This is a genomic window from Algoriphagus ratkowskyi (assembly GCF_002150505.1).
Taxonomy (GTDB): domain Bacteria; phylum Bacteroidota; class Bacteroidia; order Cytophagales; family Cyclobacteriaceae; genus Algoriphagus; species Algoriphagus ratkowskyi.
Map to the genome: position 1 here is coordinate 311061 of NZ_MSSV01000002.1, position 18867 is coordinate 329927.

General features: G+C 38.9%; 12 protein-coding genes and 1 CRISPR repeat array (1 of these 13 cut by a window edge). All 12 genes read right to left on the reverse strand.

Features of this window, described 5'->3' with window-relative positions; genetic code table 11:
* Window positions 1-3 precede the first annotated feature (3 nt).
* Complete coding sequence (locus BVH02_RS02990; protein WP_086498754.1) at window positions 4-1572, reverse strand: type I restriction-modification system subunit M; 1569 nt, start codon at window positions 1570-1572, stop codon at window positions 4-6.
* Between the two features lie 193 nt (window positions 1573-1765).
* Window positions 1766-2848, reverse strand: coding sequence for a DUF4917 family protein (locus tag BVH02_RS02995; RefSeq protein WP_205635697.1), 1083 nt, complete (start codon window positions 2846-2848; stop codon window positions 1766-1768).
* A gap of 74 nt (window positions 2849-2922) precedes the next feature.
* Complete coding sequence (locus tag BVH02_RS03000) at window positions 2923-3306, reverse strand: hypothetical protein (RefSeq protein ID WP_086498755.1); 384 nt, start codon at window positions 3304-3306, stop codon at window positions 2923-2925.
* 189 nt (window positions 3307-3495) lie between these two features.
* The gene (locus tag BVH02_RS03005) at window positions 3496-4017 is read right to left on the reverse strand and encodes a hypothetical protein (protein WP_086498756.1); all 522 of its coding nucleotides are present in this window, start codon (window positions 4015-4017) and stop codon (window positions 3496-3498) included.
* Window positions 4018-4171: 154 nt separating this feature from the next.
* Window positions 4172-4438: a hypothetical protein gene (locus BVH02_RS03010; protein WP_086498758.1), complete on the reverse strand. Its 267-nt coding sequence runs from the start codon at window positions 4436-4438 to the stop codon at window positions 4172-4174.
* A gap of 552 nt (window positions 4439-4990) precedes the next feature.
* A complete protein-coding gene (locus BVH02_RS21540; protein WP_086498759.1) occupies window positions 4991-5137 on the reverse strand; it encodes a hypothetical protein in 147 nt (48 codons plus the stop codon).
* A 293-nt stretch (window positions 5138-5430) separates the two neighbouring features.
* Window positions 5431-5721: an STAS-like domain-containing protein gene (locus BVH02_RS03020; RefSeq protein ID WP_086498761.1), complete on the reverse strand. Its 291-nt coding sequence runs from the start codon at window positions 5719-5721 to the stop codon at window positions 5431-5433.
* 243 nt (window positions 5722-5964) lie between these two features.
* A complete protein-coding gene (locus BVH02_RS03025; protein ID WP_086498762.1) occupies window positions 5965-6531 on the reverse strand; it encodes a GNAT family N-acetyltransferase in 567 nt (188 codons plus the stop codon).
* 5 nt (window positions 6532-6536) lie between these two features.
* Window positions 6537-6695 (reverse strand): hypothetical protein, encoded by a 159-nt coding sequence (locus tag BVH02_RS21545; RefSeq protein WP_169712829.1) that lies wholly within the window; start codon window positions 6693-6695, stop codon window positions 6537-6539.
* A 234-nt stretch (window positions 6696-6929) separates the two neighbouring features.
* Window positions 6930-9065, reverse strand: a complete 2136-nt coding sequence (locus tag BVH02_RS03030) for a DEAD/DEAH box helicase (RefSeq protein WP_086498764.1) — start codon at window positions 9063-9065, stop codon at window positions 6930-6932.
* Window positions 9065-10372, reverse strand: a complete 1308-nt coding sequence (locus tag BVH02_RS03035; protein ID WP_086498766.1) for an ATP-binding protein — start codon at window positions 10370-10372, stop codon at window positions 9065-9067. Before BVH02_RS03035 ends, BVH02_RS03030 begins: the two co-directional genes overlap by 1 nt.
* The gene (locus BVH02_RS03040) at window positions 10369-12711 is read right to left on the reverse strand and encodes a tellurite resistance TerB C-terminal domain-containing protein (protein WP_086498767.1); all 2343 of its coding nucleotides are present in this window, start codon (window positions 12709-12711) and stop codon (window positions 10369-10371) included. Before BVH02_RS03040 ends, BVH02_RS03035 begins: the two co-directional genes overlap by 4 nt.
* 290 nt (window positions 12712-13001) lie before the next feature.
* Window positions 13002-18867: direct repeats of the CRISPR family, unit length 30 nt; unit sequence GTTTCAATTCCGATAAGGTGCGATTGAAGG (it continues 689 nt past the right edge of the window).

Genomic DNA, 18867 nt, shown 5'->3' on the forward strand with positions numbered 1-18867 from the left:
AGCTTAAAAGGGAGTTGTGATTTTGAGTTCATTACAAAATTTAGCAATGGTGTCATTGATATTTTTCAAATCTGATTCTATGTCTTTGAGTTCTGTAGATACCATATCTAAATCTATGGGAGCTTCTTCTTCAAAGGTATCCACATAGCGCGGGATGTTGAGGTTGTATCCATTTTCAGCAATTTCAGCTAAGGTGGCTACATAGCTGTATTTATCTAAGGTCTCACGGTTTCGGTAGGTGTTTACAATGCGTTTCACGTCTTCGTCTCGCAATACGTTTTGGTTGCCTTCTTTTACGTAATGGTTGTCCCCACCGGCATCAATGAATACAATATTGTCATCTACCTCACGGCATTTCTTCAGCACCAAAATACAGGTAGGAATAGCAGTGCCATAAAAGATATTGGCTGGTAAACCTATCACAGCATCCAAGGCATTCATTTCTTTAATGATGTATTCTCGAATATGTCCTTCGGCCGCCCCTCTAAATAACACGCCATGCGGAAATACACTTGCCATAATACCATTGTCAGCCAACTGATAAAGCATGTGGGTTAAGAAAGCGTAATCTGCTTTGGTTTTTGGTGCTAATCGTCCGTATTGGCTAAATCGTTCATCTGTATTAAACAGTGGGTTAGCATCACCTTTCCAATGCGCTGAAAAAGGAGGGTTGGCTACCACCGCTTCAAAACGTTTGTCCAAGTGTTGCGGATTTTCTAAAGTATCCTCTTGCATGATATTGAACTCACGAAAATGAACGTCATGCAAAATCATGTTCATTCGTGCAAGGTTGTATGTAGTGCGATTTAATTCTTGACCGTAAAACTCACTTACCTCTGCTTCTTTTTTTACCCTCAAAAGCAAGGAGCCAGAACCGCAAGTTGGATCATATACTGATTTCAGTTTTGATTTTCCAGTGGTAACAATCTTGGCTAAAATTGAAGATACTTGTTGGGGTGTATAAAATTCTCCAGCCGATTTTCCAGCACCTGCAGCAAATTTTCCTATCAAATATTCATATGCATCACCCAATACATCTGATTCTATTTCATTGAGCTTAAAATCAATCTTATCTAAATGTGTCAGGATTTTTACTATTATTTCATTTCGGGCGCTAATAGTTCTACCAATTTTGGTAGAGTTCAAATCTAAATCCTCAAACAAGGCATTAAAATCTTCTTCAGATTCCGTACCCATAGTACTTTGCTCAATATGGTTAAGTACAGATTTTAGGTCTTCTAGAATATAGTTGCTCTCACTTTCAATATCTGCATTTCCTTTAGCAGCCAACACAGAAAATAGTTGAGCAGGCTCTAAGAAGTAGCCCAACTTCAGCAATGACTCTTCTTTGATTGCAGCTAAGGTTTCTTGATCTGTTACTTTTTTGTAATCCGTTACTGCTTCACCAACTAGCAATTCATTGGCATAAAGCGCTTGTTTTTCTGATAGGTATTTATAAAAGATAAAGCCAAGAATATAGTCACGGTAATCGTCTGCACTGATTTTACCTCTTAGTAGATTTGCTATACCCCATAGTTGGGACTCGAGCTGTTTCTTTTGGTCTTCTGACATTTGTGGGAATAATACTTTTAGTCACCTAAATGGGAAAACTTTCCCTGTGACAGATTTGGAAAAGGTTGAAGATAACTAAATCCAAAAATTTCATACTCACCGCTCAGATGTTTTTTGGATTGAATATGAAATCACTACTATGTGTATTCACTATTTTTGAGGGTTTTACGCAAAAAGTCCTATGATTTGATATTTACCCCCAGACATTTGCTGTTTGAGAATCATAATAATCAATTTCTAAAGGATGTATACTCCTTGAACTTTTTAAACTTTCTGCTAAAGAAATGATGTGCTGGTTATTAGTACTTGATGGATCTCCGTAAATGCCAACAAACAATTTCTTAATCTTACCATTTGCAACTTTATTGAAAATGTGTCTATCGTTCTCGCTAAATGAAACTCCGTAGGTAAAGAGACAGGTATTTCCAGGTTTGCCAAAACCGGCTTGTGCCACTCCATCGAAACTTTCATAAGAGTTAAACAAATAAGCATTATGAGTGATTTTGCTCATTTTCTTCTCACTATCTCCCTCTGTTACAAATAGCGGAAATTTATTCAGCCGAAGAGCCATTCTTGCTTGTTGAATTAGGGTTGTGCCAGTATTTACCCACGAAAATTTTTCTAATTGAAAGCCAACATCAAATAGGTGGAGAGCACCATGTATATAATGAATATTTTGATTGGAGGCCTTTCCCTGCCATGTTAGCTCATTTGCCACCTCTATTTCTCCATTTTCTACAATTGTATCTCGTCCAAACCCATCATTATGTACTAATTTAAATCCTTCATTATCAATTTCATGCATTAGCGTCCAATAAAGCAGTAAATCATAGTTTAAAGTATACACTCTTCCTTTCGAACCTTTGAAGACAAAATTTGAAAGAAATTTACGGCAATAGGAATATTTTTCTTGTTCTATTTGTGATGGGTATTCCGGATGTCTGTTTGCAATAGTATCGATTAGAAGCTCTTTAATTTTATCAGCATCCAAGCTCATTTTACCACATAATTCATCTAATTTTTCGCTATACGCCGGCAATAATACTGATGACTTCTCTAGCGCATTAATAACAAGTTCAAAGTCTGTGGTTGAAAGTTTTTTAAATGCTAATTCTATTTCTGGATTATCGCTAAAATCAGCTTCTGCAAAAAGTGAATTGTATGTGAAAATAGTTGGAATACAAGCAATACTGAATCCATTACCTAACAGTAAATGTCTAGTGTTACAAGAAGCCGATTTAAGGATAGCCTCCTGAAAAGTCAATAACTCTATCATAAAGATATTTTTTTATTTATTTGACATTAAAACTAATCCATCAAATTTCTAGGCTTTGATACGCAACTTTTTTATTATCCCTCATGCTGCCAGCAATTACTACTTCCATCTGCTGATTTTCGTGAACACCTTGTCCCCCCTTTAGTGGTTGCTTTGCATTGACTGGATGCTTGCGTTGGTTGAGTTTGCTTCTTTGGCTCCATTTTACTCTGTTCTGAAGACAAAGGAAGAGGTTTGGCTTCCCCAGTTTCAGTACTGGAAGGCTTGCATACCAGACAGGCAGTTAAGCCTTTCTTTTTGGCCGCTACCAGATCCGATGCCCAGCCTGTTTTGGCATAGCGACAGGATTCTTTATGATACTTCGCTCCTGTCTTAGTGATGAAGACAGTTTGCGCCTGAAGCTGGGCAGCAAAGTGGAATAGAATCGTAAACAGCAAGCCATAGCCAAGCTTATACATCCGAGTTAGAATAAGTGAAAGATGGGTTTCCGGATTTAAGCCCGAAATGAGTCAATAAAAGTTGGTTATCTTCAAGGATCTTGTCCCTCTTAGAAAGTGAGAGCAACAGGCGCTTAAGAGCAAAGGCAAGAAAGGGAATAAAATGATCCGAAAACATACCCTGTACAGGGTATTTTTGAGCCTTTTAGTCTATAAATCATTTGTTTTAGATACCTTAAATGGTTTCTCTTCCAAGTCCTTTGGCACAAAATACATTTCTTCAGTTTTATATGCTTTTCGTGATTTAGTCAAAACCTTGTATTGTAAGAAGAGCTTCTTAGTAAGCAAATCAGGTGTTAGTTTGAACCGATAATACCGAACTAACTGTGAACCTGCCCCTATTGAGTGGGGTCTAGTGAATTGTTCGCGTAATTCCCAAAAACTTATTTTGGTATTCCCAAAATTGTCTTGTAGCATAAAGGTTTGCTTTGGTCCTAATAAGTGTCGCTGCTGAATCTCAGTGATAAAAATTTCATCTGTATTGTTATTGAGTATTTCAAGCTCTAAATAGGCATACCCCCCATTTTTGGTGGTTTCCCTCCGAACATATTTGATTTTCACTTGGACTTTGGAATTCTTTCTTCTCCAGCTAGGCAGATTCCTAATCAAAAAATAAATGAGAAGAGTCAAGAAGAATATCGCAATAACGGTTTCTAGGATATCATTAGCCATAACTTGCTTTGTAAAAACGTTAACTAATTTTAATTAAAGCAAATCGTCAAAATCGCAAGTGCCCGCCTGGGTGTAGTCAAATCGTCATTTTGACTGGGTGGGATTTGTAATTCCACCCTTATATACTTACCAATTTACAATTGGCTTCATAACCTCACACACTATCCTCATTCTTATTTATTCGATTCCGTCTAGGACGCATCACGACTTTGGTGTTAGTCGCAGGTAAGAATATTTTGTCATGGATCAGATTGTGACTCTGCACTCGGGTAGGATTGTGGTAGATAACTATCCCACATTTAAGCACCTCTTTTTTAATATTGCCTTTTTCCAGGTGATAATTCAGTACTGAATAGGCCTGATCCCAGTCATGGCCGTTTAATTTGATGATTTCTTCAAAAGTGATAATGGGTACATCCATTGTAGATAAGTCTGTGGGTTTACCTAACCAATTTCGGAATTATCAGCAATAAACCAGTAGATAGCTTATTGATCCAAAACCTTAAAAGCCAAAAAATGTAACACTTACTTCTGTATTCATATACCATATCCTTTTAGTAAAGGTTGAATGCTAAATGAGTCATAAGTAAGCAAGTTGGATAGGGCCGCTCTATCAGTTGATTGCTACTGAAACTACGGTTTCCACCCCTTCTTTCACGTATGCATTTTCGACCCATCTTCGATGCCTGATTGGACAAGCATCGTAGGAGCATCGTATGAACTTCGTAGGAGAATCGAATTTAAGCTTACTTTCAAGTCGTTATATTACTAGCTTATACTATGGATTAAACATGAGAAGACCTAGAGAAAGAACAAGGCAATAAATAGGAAGGAATGAAGAAGTTTCTTCGTCAAGGTTAGCTGAGTTGGTAGGACTAGAATACCTTGTAGGTAAGAAAGAGACTTTAATACTCAAAATAATACCCTGTACAGGGTATTTTCAAGGTCTTGGGTATCCAATAAAACAAATTATCTACTTACACCCATTCTTTGCGCAGGTTATTCTTTCATTGGTATTCACCCAATGCTCTGCTTTTTCAGTGGTATCGAAACCACATCCGGTTCTATCTCCTTTTTGCCCTTGATGAACTTCGTTCGTTGGATTGTGCTTAACAGCCATGATGATTTTGATTAAGTTGATTATAGGTGGAAAGCACATAAACCCATGTTTTCATGATTCTTTGTGCTCTTCGACCGATTTACACTCTAAAAACACATCAAGCACAAAACAATACAGACAGTATATGTCTAACAATCAGCATTTTACAAAATTTCACGGCCACACTTTATACCTCATCCTTAAACTAACACCTAGATTTTTAAAGAAAAGTGTGTGGATAAATGATTTTCTGCCAGACACAAAAAAAAAGGAACCCTAAAGAGTTCCTTTTCAATATTCAATACTATTTCAAATCAAGCATTCGCTCCTGAGCGGAAGCCCTGGATGTAGTGCCTAAGCATATTTGCTTGCGTATGGGTAACTTCTGAAGGTTTCACAAGAGAAAGAAAATTATCCAAACCCATTTCTTCAATCAAATTACCAAAGGAGGAATTTAAAAATGAAGAGGATGGGGCACTAGCACCACTAAAAGAAAGTGAAATCTGATCTCCCCCAACCAATGCACTTTTTAACACCGCATAAAGCGTATAGCCAGCAGTGTTGGTGTAAGTATCTGTTACTACGTCTGTTAATTTAATTTTCATAAGGCTGCAAATTTAGAGTTAAAATCAATGATTCAACCGCCTTCACCAATGGAAGTTTTCATATCACTCTTGTTGACTGGCTAGAAAGTCCAAACGAAATCTTGGTAAAGCAATTGGTTTTTCCCTGAAAAATCTTCTACCTCGTATTCAACGAGATAGCTTCTTAAAGAAGAGGTCTCACATTGCAGTAAATGATAATCTAATCCAACTAAAAATCAACATCACTTTCCAAAACAACTTGTATTATTTTGTATTTAATTTATGAGGGTATAAATCAAAATACATTTGCCGTGTATCGGCATTTTTATCATCCTCAGTAAATAAAACAAATCCATTCCTCAAGTAAAAACTAATTGACCTCATGTTGTTATAGGCATCTAAAGTGATGAATCTACATCCTGTTCTATTATTATCAATGAATAAAGTCTTTATGTAATCAAGAAGAGCCTCACCCACTCCTTTGGATTGGTAATTTTCTGAAACTCCAAACCTTCCGATTTTCATAGCAGGATGACTCTTATAATTTCTTTTAGCTGTTCCATGCACAAATATTTTTTGGATTTTTTTTAGCCAACTTGATTTAGAAAATTGCTCATAGCTAATGCGATCGTTGAGTAAACTAAAAAACGCAATGATTTCGCTATCATCCTCCAAAATATAAGTGACCGCCAAAAGTTGATCCATATGATCCAATGCATCATTTAACAAGAACTCATTTAAATCAGAATCCCCACAATCGAATGGTTTAAATTCATATTGTGGGGATAATCTTACTAGTCTATATTTACTTATATCAAATAATTCGCTCATCAAAATCAGAAAGTTGCTATACTTTTCAATTTTTCATAGTTAGATTTCATTCTTGCTCTAACCTCCGTACTCACTTTAGCGCCTCGGTTATTTTTAATATCTTGATTGAATTTAACCGCATCCTTGCCCTTCAAGAAAGGGGTTTCTTTAATAGGTTTTGCCATATTTACGATTTCATTTACAATTTAGTCCTTCGAAATTTCTTATTGATTTACAAGTTTAAATCTCGGAATTATGCTTCAGCCTTTAACTACAAATATACTACCTGAATTTTGATTTTAACAATTTAAAACAAAAACCTCTCATTACTAAACATTCAGGACCCTACTTTGCTTCTAGTATCGGATAGACTTCCTGACTGGCTCAAACTTTTCATCTCACTCACATGAGAGACAAAACTAGCAATTCCTAATCAGCTTCATTTGATCAAGTAGCTTTTTCGCCGAATCAAAATCAAAGTATTTCTGCTTCAGTAACATAATTTGAAATGAAACAGGGAGGTAATAAGCCCATTTGGAAAAGCCCAAAATTCCCGGTGCGGTTTCGATTTTTTGTTTGAGCAATAAATCGAGCTCCTCCTCCGCAATATTCCATTTGCCCCAAGATGATTTAAGCTCCACTTCAGAAATTTGAATTTCCAAGGCACTTTGAGCCTCTACATTCACGGTAGTAATATCTGCGATATCAAACAAAAACTGGATGGTTCTATTAATTTGGCTTCCCGTAAACGTGAACAATTCAAGCTTTTTCTCTGATATCTTTAAAGGTCTCTGAAAGTTTTGATTTGTGATATCAAAAACCGAAAACTCCCTCCTGAGTATATTAATTTCAATGATGCTCAACTCATCCAGAAAATCATAGTGATCGCTAGAATAAAGGATCTCAAACATTTTTTCCCGAATCTTCGGATGGATCATCCCAACTCCTCCTGAAAAGATCGGCTTTTTCCCATCGTGTGCAGGGATTACCTCTACCCGCTTTGCCTGCTCATCTACAAATTTGATTTTCCAGATCCGAGCTGCCAAAAGAATATTTTCATTTTCCTTCAGCTGGGAAGAATAGGGAACTTCACCTATATTATTTCCTGCATGTACTACTTTGAAATTGTCTTCAGATTGAAACATGCTATAGAAGTTTCGGCTATTGACCAACTTCTCTCCTTCTACTCCAATGATCACCTCATGTCTGAGTTGCTCCAGTAGATCGATTTCAATCAAATGATCAATAATTTCTTTGATCTCATTCCGATCAATAGATCTAAAGGTGAAGTTTTTAGCAAGCTGATCAATCAAATCTGAAATAGGCAGGCCTGAGTATCCCTTTGTAATCGATAAGGCTTGATGAAGTAAGATGTCAACCGGTTTTTCTGTGACTTGAGGAGGTTCTGTAAACCCTTCTTTGTACAATAACCAACATGCGATGGACTGCAATAAACTCCATCTGTCTGTGGCATAAAGAAACAGGTTACTTTGCTGGCCGTCCTTCCTCCCGCTTCTTCCTACCCGCTGGATCAGAGAAGCAATACTGTGGGTCGAATCTATTTGCACCACTTCATCCACAGAACCAATGTCAATCCCTAGTTCCAAAGTAGAGGTACACGAAATGCAAAAATTCTGTTGCTTATTGTTTTTAGCAAAGTATTCTACGTACTCCCTTACCTGTCGATCCACAGAGGAATGATGAGAGAAATAATTGGGGTGACCTTTCAAGCGATCCGAGATCTTCTTCAATTTCACGGCAACCTCCTCCGCCCTACCCCGACTATTGGGGAAAATCAAAACTTTTGACTCTTTTGTCTCATTATACAAATCTTTCAACAACTCAAGAGGTAACTCCTCTCCCTCAGCTTTGAAAAAACGAAAAACAGCATTTATCTCTTTAGGAGTTCTGTCAATCAGGATTTTGGTATGTTCTATTTCACCTGTGAATGACTTCACTTCCAAAAATTTATTTAACTCACTCATCGTAGCAGACAAGCCTACAATAGAAAATCTAGAACTGTTTACCTGCTGGAGTCTTGAAAGGATAGACTGGAGGTGAATCCCTCTGTCAGTTCCTACAAAAGAGTGAATCTCATCAATAACCACATATCTAAGATTCGAAAAAAGCGCCTTAACTTGATAAGGACGATTGACGAACATAGCTTCAATAGATTCTGGGGTAATCAGGATGATACCGCTGGGGTCTTTAACCAATTTTTCCTTAAGTGTTCGATTAGCTTCCCCATGCCACTTAGTAACTTTTACATCTAAGTATTTGCAGAGATCCTCCACTCTGGCAAACTGATCGTTTATCAATGCAATAAGTGGAGAGATATAAAGCACCTGTACTCCAGTATCAAAAAAATTAACTTTGGATAAGATTGGTAGAAAAGCGGCTTCTGTCTTGCCTGAGGCTGTTCTGGAGACTAGGATGTAATTTTCCTCCGAACCCATGATCTTGGTAATGGCAGCGTTCTGGATGGGTCGCAGACTTTCCCAGCCTTTGTCCCTAATAAACCTTCGAATGGGTTCTGAGAGCAATTGATAACTCATTACAGCTCCTCTATTCCATCTAGTCCCGATTCATCTGGTCTTTCATCAGACACTTCTATCTCACCGAAAAGGATACTTTTATCGACATCCGCGTTTTGTCTAATGATATTGAGGATATTTAAGAAATCTCGAATTACCTCACGAGGAGTGAGAAACTCGGATGCTCCAGGCTTATTGAACAGTTCTTCCATAAACTGCTGAATTTCGTCGTCAGAAATTTGAATTTGGGTTTTGTAATTAAAATCAAAAATCTCCTTTAATTTTTTGAGCAACACAAATATTTCATTGTGATCCAAAGGGAGAAGCTTAATCACGGGCTGTGCAAAATCTCTAATCTCAGCAGTTTCAAATTTATTGGTTGCTAGCCTTGTTTTGAGGGCATCATAGCTAAAAAAACCTCTCCTTGGGTTTTCAAGAACTTCCTTCGTGCCAGCAAAATTGATAAATAGGTTCTCTACTTTACCTTGAAAGCAATCATTATAAATGGTGAGGATCTTCTCATAATTTTTTTCCCTCATCGTAGAAGTAGAAATTTTATACAAATTAATGGCCTCATCCAGGTTGATCATAAATCCACTGTACCCCATATTGACAAAGAGCTTGCAAAAATTCTTCAGCATATCGTAATAGTTGAGGTCATTAATTACCTCACGTACTCCCAAGTCTTGACGGGCTTCGGTTTTAGTTCTATACTCTCCCTTTAGCCATTTGAGCGCATTTCTTCTTAAGCTCTCATCATGTTTGATATACCCTTCATAGTATTTCATGACAACTGTTCCAAAATCAAAACCACCCACCTCAGTGATCTCATTGATAGTCTTCATGATATTATTCTGAATCAGACTCAAATACTTTTGATCCCTAATCTCTGTAAGTAGAATAGTATTTTCTTCAGCTGTTTTAGTGATGATCTGCTCTATCCATTTCTCCAAAAGTGTGGGCAATGCGCCTCCTTCAGGCTTCGTTTGAATTGCAATATTATCCATGATTGCTGTATAAAGGGCTACTCCTTTTCCATCATTGGCATACAATCTATGGTCGGGAGTAAAGTCAGCATTAGCAACTACGAACCGCTGCTTTAGGGCAACTGTATTTAAAAGATGAAGCATAAAAGATTTTCCTGACCCAAAGTCTCCAATCCAGAATTTAACCATACTATGGCCATTTTTCACTTCGTCCAATGCTGAGACCATAGCATTGATCTCAGAAGATCTACCTACTGTAATATGCTGAACTCCTATTTTTGGGACGACTCCACCGATAAGTGAATTAATAATAGAGGTGGCCTCTTTAGGTTTAATGATCATAATTCTTGAGTTGTAATAATATTGAAATAAGATGTTTCAATCGTATAAAAATCCCCGTCCTCCTCGATTAAAATATCATCCAGCACTTCATAGCAAGCGTCATTGATACTCTCGATTAGCTGATTTCGAAAAACACCATTTAACTTGGCAAATAATTCAAATTTGCTGATAGGTACTGTAAAGTTGTTTTTAGCAAATAATTCTAATGCTGTGTAGTGAATTGGTTTAAATTCAATTTCTTCTAAGAATTTAGATTCAGTTTTCGTTTGCAGAACTGAATCAATATGGATTTCAATTTCTTCTGATTCAGAAGTTTCTTCTTTGAATTCCACAACAGCTTCTTCCTCCTCATCCTGTAAATATTCATTGAGCAGATTAACTGTACCAGCGTGTTGCTGCTTCACATCTTCAATGGAATTCCGATCAAGCTTAATTCTTTTCCTTTTAATAGCATAAAGTTGAGACACGGCGGCAACAGCTTTTCCAAGATCTTGAGTCTTCAACAAATTACTAACAATGGTTTCGAATTGCTCTACCTGTTCTTGAGTCTTAAAGAGATTTCTCTGAATAGTTTTAGTGAGCTGCTTATTATCAAATTTTACTGATTTGAGATCGTGATATAGATAATGCATATATAGAATCAGCGATGACTCTTTGTGCTTAGAGGCTATGAACTTTGATGCTTCGTAGAAAATATTTTCGATTGATGGGTTTTTTGCATTAAGCTCTCCTAGTTTAAAGATGTCATCAATAAACACTTTTTCATCACCTGAAAAATCAGTACAAATTCTCTGAAACTCATCTTTCCATCTACTGGTGTTGAGAAAATTGAGTTCTTTTTGGGTGGCTTCGTCGGGATCAGGGATTTCCCCAGCAAGCCCACCTATCACGCTTGAAAACGGAACTAATATCTTTGCCTCAAACTGCTCGTTAATCGAAGGGTCAGAATATCGAATTTCTGTACTTAACTTTCTCTTGTGACCGTAATGCTGCCTAAGAGCATTCTCACATAATTTAAAAATCGTTGTGTAAAATTCATCTGATGTGTTTTTCACACTCATCTTATAATTTGCACTCCCTTTACGATATCTGAAGATTTTTCTGGCAATCAGATCAGATGCTACTAAAAATTCTTCTTCCAAATTGGATCCAGATTTTTCACACTGGTCAGCGAAGACTGCAATAGCATCTAGGTAAAGTCGTATCACCTGAAAATAACAGAACTCGATGCCACAGAAATTAGTGGTTGATTCCCATAGCTTGTTCAGTAAGCCTACTTCTAAATCATTAAGATCAAGTTTTTCCTTGTATTTACTCCCTACTTTCCAATAGACATAATCAGGCTCGGAATCGTAATAACTTTCTTGCTCAGGTTTAATTTCAATTCTCTGTCCAAACTTATTATCCAGTCCTGGAATCAAACCACGTTCTCTCCTAATATCATTAAGGAACTTAATACTATAAGACCTAGTCTTGTAAAAGTTGTTCCCCAAATTATTGATTTGGGATTCAAGAAGACTTATATCCTTATGAGATTTATAGTCATCCAAAAGGTCAAAAAGCAATACAAAGGCATAATTGGTATTGCCCATGATGTTCAAAACTATCCCTTCTAAAAATTTCCCTTTAAAATGGTAATAAAATTCCTTTTGTTCCCCTGAGGCATAATTTAGATCAGATTTGGAGTAGACATACCTGTGATTCCATGTTGGAACCAGCAGTGATACCTCTTCTTTCTTGGGAATTGGATCCGACTTAGAAAAACCACTGGCAACATCAATAATGCTTTCATCATTTTTGATTGACGATTCAATTAGTTTTTTTCTCAGATCAGTTCTAACAGAGATAGGGACTCGATTTAATAAATTCTCATTTACCCTCGATACTTTTTTTGGCTTCGGCTCTAATGCTAATTGTGAATTTTGAAAGTCGGTAATGCTTTTAGAGATTCTTTTATTTCGCCTTCTTCTAGAAATTTCAAAAATTAAAAACAAGGCGAGAAACAAAATCAGAAGGCCTACTCCAGGATATGACTCCTTTTTTTCTTCAACAACTGACTCATCAATTAGATCAGTAATAGGCTGCACGCTGATTTTCAAAAACTTGCTGGAAACGTATCCGATTTTCTCTTCAAATTCTACCCTAAACCAGTTTGGGTTTGACTTATCAAGAACATTAATTTGGTCACCCGCTTTCGCTATGCCTATTGCCTCATAGCTTGTTCCTATTCCTGATCTGACAAAAACATCACTCGTGACTTCATAGATCTCAGCAGCAAAGGATCTTGTATTTACGAATAGAAGTAATAAGAAAATCACTGAGGTAAATAAGACCTTCATTCGGTTTTAAGGGTTAAACTTTGATTTGAAAATTTCCTAATTTCCTTAGAAAGGGAAGCTACTCTTCTGACAATACCGTTAATTTTCTGCTAAGAAAATGATAATTCCAATCTTAAATATACCCTATACAGGGTATATTTCATCTGCCGTAAATTATATATCGACTAAATTAAGATTGGTAAAAATCTTTGAAAGTTCTGAATTTTGATAGAAAAACTCTATGATTTATCACTACACTAGTATTGACACCTTGAGACTTATTCTTGAAGCTGGCAAAATTCAATTTAATAATCTAAATGCCATTAAGGTGCGATTGAAGGTCAGACATCTCATGCTCCAGCTTTCCGATGATCCCAGTTTCAATTCTAATAAGGTGCGATTGAAGGGTATAGGGCTGATCGTTCTTGATCCACTTGGATGAGTTTCAATTCCAATAATGTGCGATTGAAGGCCTCTCCCTCTTCCCCCTCATCGACGCCTCCTTCGAGTTTCAATTCCGATAAGGTGCGATTGAAGGCTCCCAGCTATCTACTTTCCCGTTCAGGTTCTTATCGTTTCAATTCCGATAAGGTGCGATTGAAGGGCTATAAGTTCTTTTTCTATGATTATCCTGACCTGAGTTTCAATTCCGATAAGGTGCGATTGAAGAGACAACCTTGTTTTCACGCTCGATTCGGATATCGAGTTTCAATTCCGATAAGGTGCGATTGAAGGTATGGAGCCGTGATGGTGTAGAATCTTTGGAGTTACGTTTCAATTCCGATAAGGTGCGATTGAAGGTACTTCAAGAAGGCCATCATTTCCGCTGATTACATGTTTCAATTCCGATAAGGTGCGATTGAAGGTATTATGCCAATTTAGTAACAATTTGCCTGATTATGTTTCAATTCCGATAAGGTGCGATTGAAGGATCTTGTACATCTTGGCTTTGGCTATGGATAGTTCGGTTTCAATTCCGATAAGGTGCGATTGAAGGTTTTCTAAAATTGCCTTTTGGATAGCTTCAAATTCAGTTTCAATTCCGATAAGGTGCGATTGAAGGTGGAGTCCATAGGTATCTCATGTGTCTTCCTTAGTTTGTTTCAATTCCGATAAGGTGCGATTGAAGGTCGTTTGCGCGCTGGTTGAATGCGCTGGAATTGCCGTTTCAATTCCGATAAGGTGCGATTGAAGGACACTTTGATTCCTCGTTTATTAATATCTCAGGAACGTTTCAATTCCGATAAGGTGCGATTGAAGGTATTTGCTCCTGCTATCACATCCTCTAAATAAGGTCGTTTCAATTCCGATAAGGTGCGATTGAAGGGAGGGTTCTAAAACCAACAATCTACCCAGCAGCCCAGTTTCAATTCCGATAAGGTGCGATTGAAGGTGGATCAGCTCAATGAAGCACCGGATGACTATACTTGTTTCAATTCCGATAAGGTGCGATTGAAGGACAATCAGCGCAACCTGGACATCGTGAAGCAAATCAGTTTCAATTCCGATAAGGTGCGATTGAAGGTATCCCAATGGATCACCGGCACAGCCTATCTCGCGCGTTTCAATTCCGATAAGGTGCGATTGAAGGTCCCCACTTCGGACGAACTCCCACTCGGACACAATGGTTTCAATTCCGATAAGGTGCGATTGAAGGTGGCTGATATTTGATCAGGCATATCCGGGCATGTTCTGTTTCAATTCCGATAAGGTGCGATTGAAGGTCCACATCGACATGGGCATTCCGCTATTTCTGTATCGTTTCAATTCCGATAAGGTGCGATTGAAGGTGTTTGATTTGCACATCCGGAGCTTGTCTCAGTACAGTTTCAATTCCGATAAGGTGCGATTGAAGGGTTTTTTTATCTGCTAATCATATCCATCATACTCGTGTTTCAATTCCGATAAGATGCGATTGAAGGAACCAGCAGTCACAGCTTGTCTAGTGTTTTTCCTAAGTTTCAATTCCGATAAGGTGCGATTGAAGGTACTGTAGATCCTGCTTACACCTATAATCCAATCCGGTTTCAATTCCGATAAGGTGCGATTGAAGGACATAGCGGAGTTTTCAGGAAGATTGGACTACTACTGTTTCAATTCCGATAAGGTGCGATTGAAGGAGTGCCCAAATACCCTTAGTAGTCATGACATACAGGTTTCAATTCCGATAAGGTGCGATTGAAGGTATGGACATGAAGTCCTGGAATATCGGACTCGACAGTTTCAATTCCGATAAGGTGCGATTGAAGGAAGATTCAATGCCGCCTCCTTAGCAGCTGTACTATAGTTTCAATTCCGATAAGGTGCGATTGAAGGTAGCGATCACCTACTTGGTAGCGGTGTCCCTCGTAGGTTTCAATTCCGATAAGGTGCGATTGAAGGATACAGAAGATTGTCCCTTTGACAATGCAGAGGAAAGTTTCAATTCCGATAAGGTGCGATTGAAGGTTGGGATCTTTCATCACCTGTTTCATGATGAGTTCCGTTTCAATTCCGATAAGGTGCGATTGAAGGCTACGCCAGATGCACTGGCAGATCGATTGGTTGAATGTTTCAATTCCGATAAGGTGCGATTGAAGGTTTTAAGCATACACGGGGCTGTCACATGGTTGACGAGTTTCAATTCCGATAAGGTGCGATTGAAGGGAGAAATTATTTATCAAACTATAATCAGATAGCCAGTTTCAATTCCGATAAGGTGCGATTGAAGGAAATCTAAATTAACCAAGGATGATATCCTTAATTTCGTTTCAATTCCGATAAGGTGCGATTGAAGGAGCACAGGCTCTGACGGTCGAGACATCTACGCTCAGGTTTCAATTCCGATAAGGTGCGATTGAAGGTCTTTGGATTAGGTGGCAACTCTACATTGATTGCAGGTTTCAATTCCGATAAGGTGCGATTGAAGGTATTTGAGAAAATAGGGGAAAAGCGGGTGTTTCTAGGTTTCAATTCCGATAAGGTGCGATTGAAGGCTCAATTGGTGGCTCGATAGGATCAACTGGATCGGGTTTCAATTCCGATAAGGTGCGATTGAAGGAGACTTTCCTCTACGGTTTGAGTTCTTTTTCTCCTGAGTTTCAATTCCGATAAGGTGCGATTGAAGGAGGTCAATTACGAATCGGTTCGGAGCAAAGAGCCACGTTTCAATTCCGATAAGGTGCGATTGAAGGGTTCCTGTTTTTGCGCCACGTCTTGCGCTTTCGTGGGTTTCAATTCCGATAAGGTGCGATTGAAGGTCAAAACCAACATCCTTCCTAATAATGATCTCCTTTGTTTCAATTCCGATAAGGTGCGATTGAAGGTCTGATTTGCGCCTCGTCTAGGATTGCTATATGAGTGTTTCAATTCCGATAAGGTGCGATTGAAGGCCAGGTCGCAGTGGCTTACCGTCGGACTTGATTCTATGTTTCAATTCCGATAAGGTGCGATTGAAGGTGGGGCTGAAAATACCGCATACAAATTCTTTACTGTTGTTTCAATTCCGATAAGGTGCGATTGAAGGAAGCACATCCGTTGCTTGTTCTACTTGCTCAATATCGTTTCAATTCCGATAAGGTGCGATTGAAGGTTTGTAGCCAATTGAGGTAGTACAACTGACAAAGGCGGTTTCAATTCCGATAAGGTGCGATTGAAGGTCCAGACAATTCCAAAACCTCTTATCTGTCAGGAAAGTTTCAATTCCGATAAGGTGCGATTGAAGGTTGGTTCATGCTGACGGCTAGGCCATCAATAAATATGTTTCAATTCCGATAAGGTGCGATTGAAGGGTTGTTTGCCAAATAAGTATTCATCTGGTCAAGCGTGTTTCAATTCCGATAAGGTGCGATTGAAGGAAAGACAAAGCCTGGCAATCCTTCGATGATCCACTGTTTCAATTCCGATAAGGTGCGATTGAAGGGTGTCCACGTTAAGTTCTCCTGTAGTGTGGAGCTTCGTTTCAATTCCGATAAGGTGCGATTGAAGGAATAGCTTCTAGACACATTGCATCCAAACGTCTCAAGTTTCAATTCCGATAAGGTGCGATTGAAGGCCATCCTGAAAAGCAAGGAAAAGGCCGACCAGCTCAGTTTCAATTCCGATAAGGTGCGATTGAAGGGGCATCTCTGGATAGCGCAGCAAGTAGCTGATGTACGTTTCAATTCCGATAAGGTGCGATTGAAGGCCCATTTACTCTTCTCATGGAATAGCACGCCATCCAGTTTCAATTCCGATAAGGTGCGATTGAAGGAAAGTAGTTTCTAGGCTCAGGAAAGAGAATAAAATAGTTTCAATCCCGATAAGGTGCGATTGAAGGAAGCCTAAATTTGATGAATGGGAGGGGGTGGAGTTTGGTTTCAATTCCGATAAGGTGCGATTGAAGGGTGCCAGTTCCTACGCCTCTAATTTCAACCCTTCCAGGTTTCAATTCCGATAAGGTGCGATTGAAGGCCTTTCATTCATCAATTGAAAGAAGTAGTTAAACTCGTTTCAATTCCGATAAGGTGCGATTGAAGGAATCTTGTAAGGCTTCTCCCAAGCTGTAGCTGGAATGGTTTCAATTCCGATAAGGTGCGATTGAAGGGCGATTACATGCGTGAACTCACGATCTTTATCTGCGTTTCAATTCCGATAAGGTGCGATTGAAGGTGTTGAAATCGTATTTCAGTCCGAAGTAGTTCTTCAGTTTCAATTCCGATAAGGTGCGATTGAAGGGGTAATTCATAAACATCTTTATATGTTTTCATAATAGTTTCAATTCCGATAAGGTGCGATTGAAGGATAAGATCCTGTAATGTTGCTTCCAACCACAACTCTGTTTCAATTCCGATAAGGTGCGATTGAAGGATGCGTGATGTCTTTCCCTTCTTCGTCCTTTTCGTAGTTTCAATTCCGATAAGGTGCGATTGAAGGGAGAATCCAACGGTCGTTAATTTGACTGTGACTCCGGTTTCAATTCCGATAAGGTGCGATTGAAGGAAGCCTACACCATCAAGATGCCACAGCGCCAGTATAGTTTCAATTCCGATAAGGTGCGATTGAAGGCCTGGCTAAAAACCGAGTACGACACAGCCACTTTAGGTTTCAATTCCGATAAGGTGCGATTGAAGGCAAGATGTTTAGCTCCTGTACCGTGTGCTGCATGAGTTTCAATTCCGATAAGGTGCGATTGAAGGATTTGGGTGCCCAAGGGAGGTAGCTTTTGCCTACTTGTTTCAATTCCGATAAGGTGCGATTGAAGGCTTCTGGCTGATGCTCAGATCCTAATCTTGTTCCAGGTTTCAATTCCGATAAGGTGCGATTGAAGGTGCAGTGTATGAAAATGGTGTTAATGAATCTCATCTGTTTCAATTCCGATAAGGTGCGATTGAAGGAAAAAGCGGGAGCCTAAGCGAGGTTCACTCATGATGGTTTCAATTCCGATAAGGTGCGATTGAAGGTCCAACTGAAGGCGAAGACTAAGCCTAGTTATTCAGTTTCAATTCCGATAAGGTGCGATTGAAGGTCAGCTTCCCTATTAAGGGGCACTTTTGGGTAATTAGTTTCAATTCCGATAAGGTGCGATTGAAGGTACTTATCCCTCCAATGTGCTGCACTTCCCTGCTCGTTTCAATTCCGATAAGGTGCGATTGAAGGTGGGTTCTACAAAGGCAAAAGCTCAACAGAACTGCAGTTTCAATTCCGATAAGGTGCGATTGAAGGTATGTCCTATGGGGCATTCCCTGGAATCTCATCCTGGTTTCAATTCCGATAAGGTGCGATTGAAGGAGTTGGATATTGAGCTCCCTACCAAGGTTGATCCATGTTTCAATTCCGATAAGGTGCGATTGAAGGTTCAAACTGGAAGGTGTCGAAGTAAGTCTTCGCCTCGTTTCAATTCCGATAAGGTGCGATTGAAGGCAAACGCTACCGCTCTGGTAGAAGCTGCGATCACTGGTTTCAATTCCGATAAGGTGCGATTGAAGGCCGGTGTAGAAGAGCTCGACACAACTGTGATCGAGAGTTTCAATTCCGATAAGGTGCGATTGAAGGTATTCTCGCGAGCGATGCGTACGCACATATCTATGGTTTCAATTCCGATAAGGTGCGATTGAAGGTATCGCAAAACCGTCTAATATCTGACCCTCTGAAATGTTTCAATTCCGATAAGGTGCGATTGAAGGCTATTCTGATAATTAAACCTTGCATGTCAGAGTC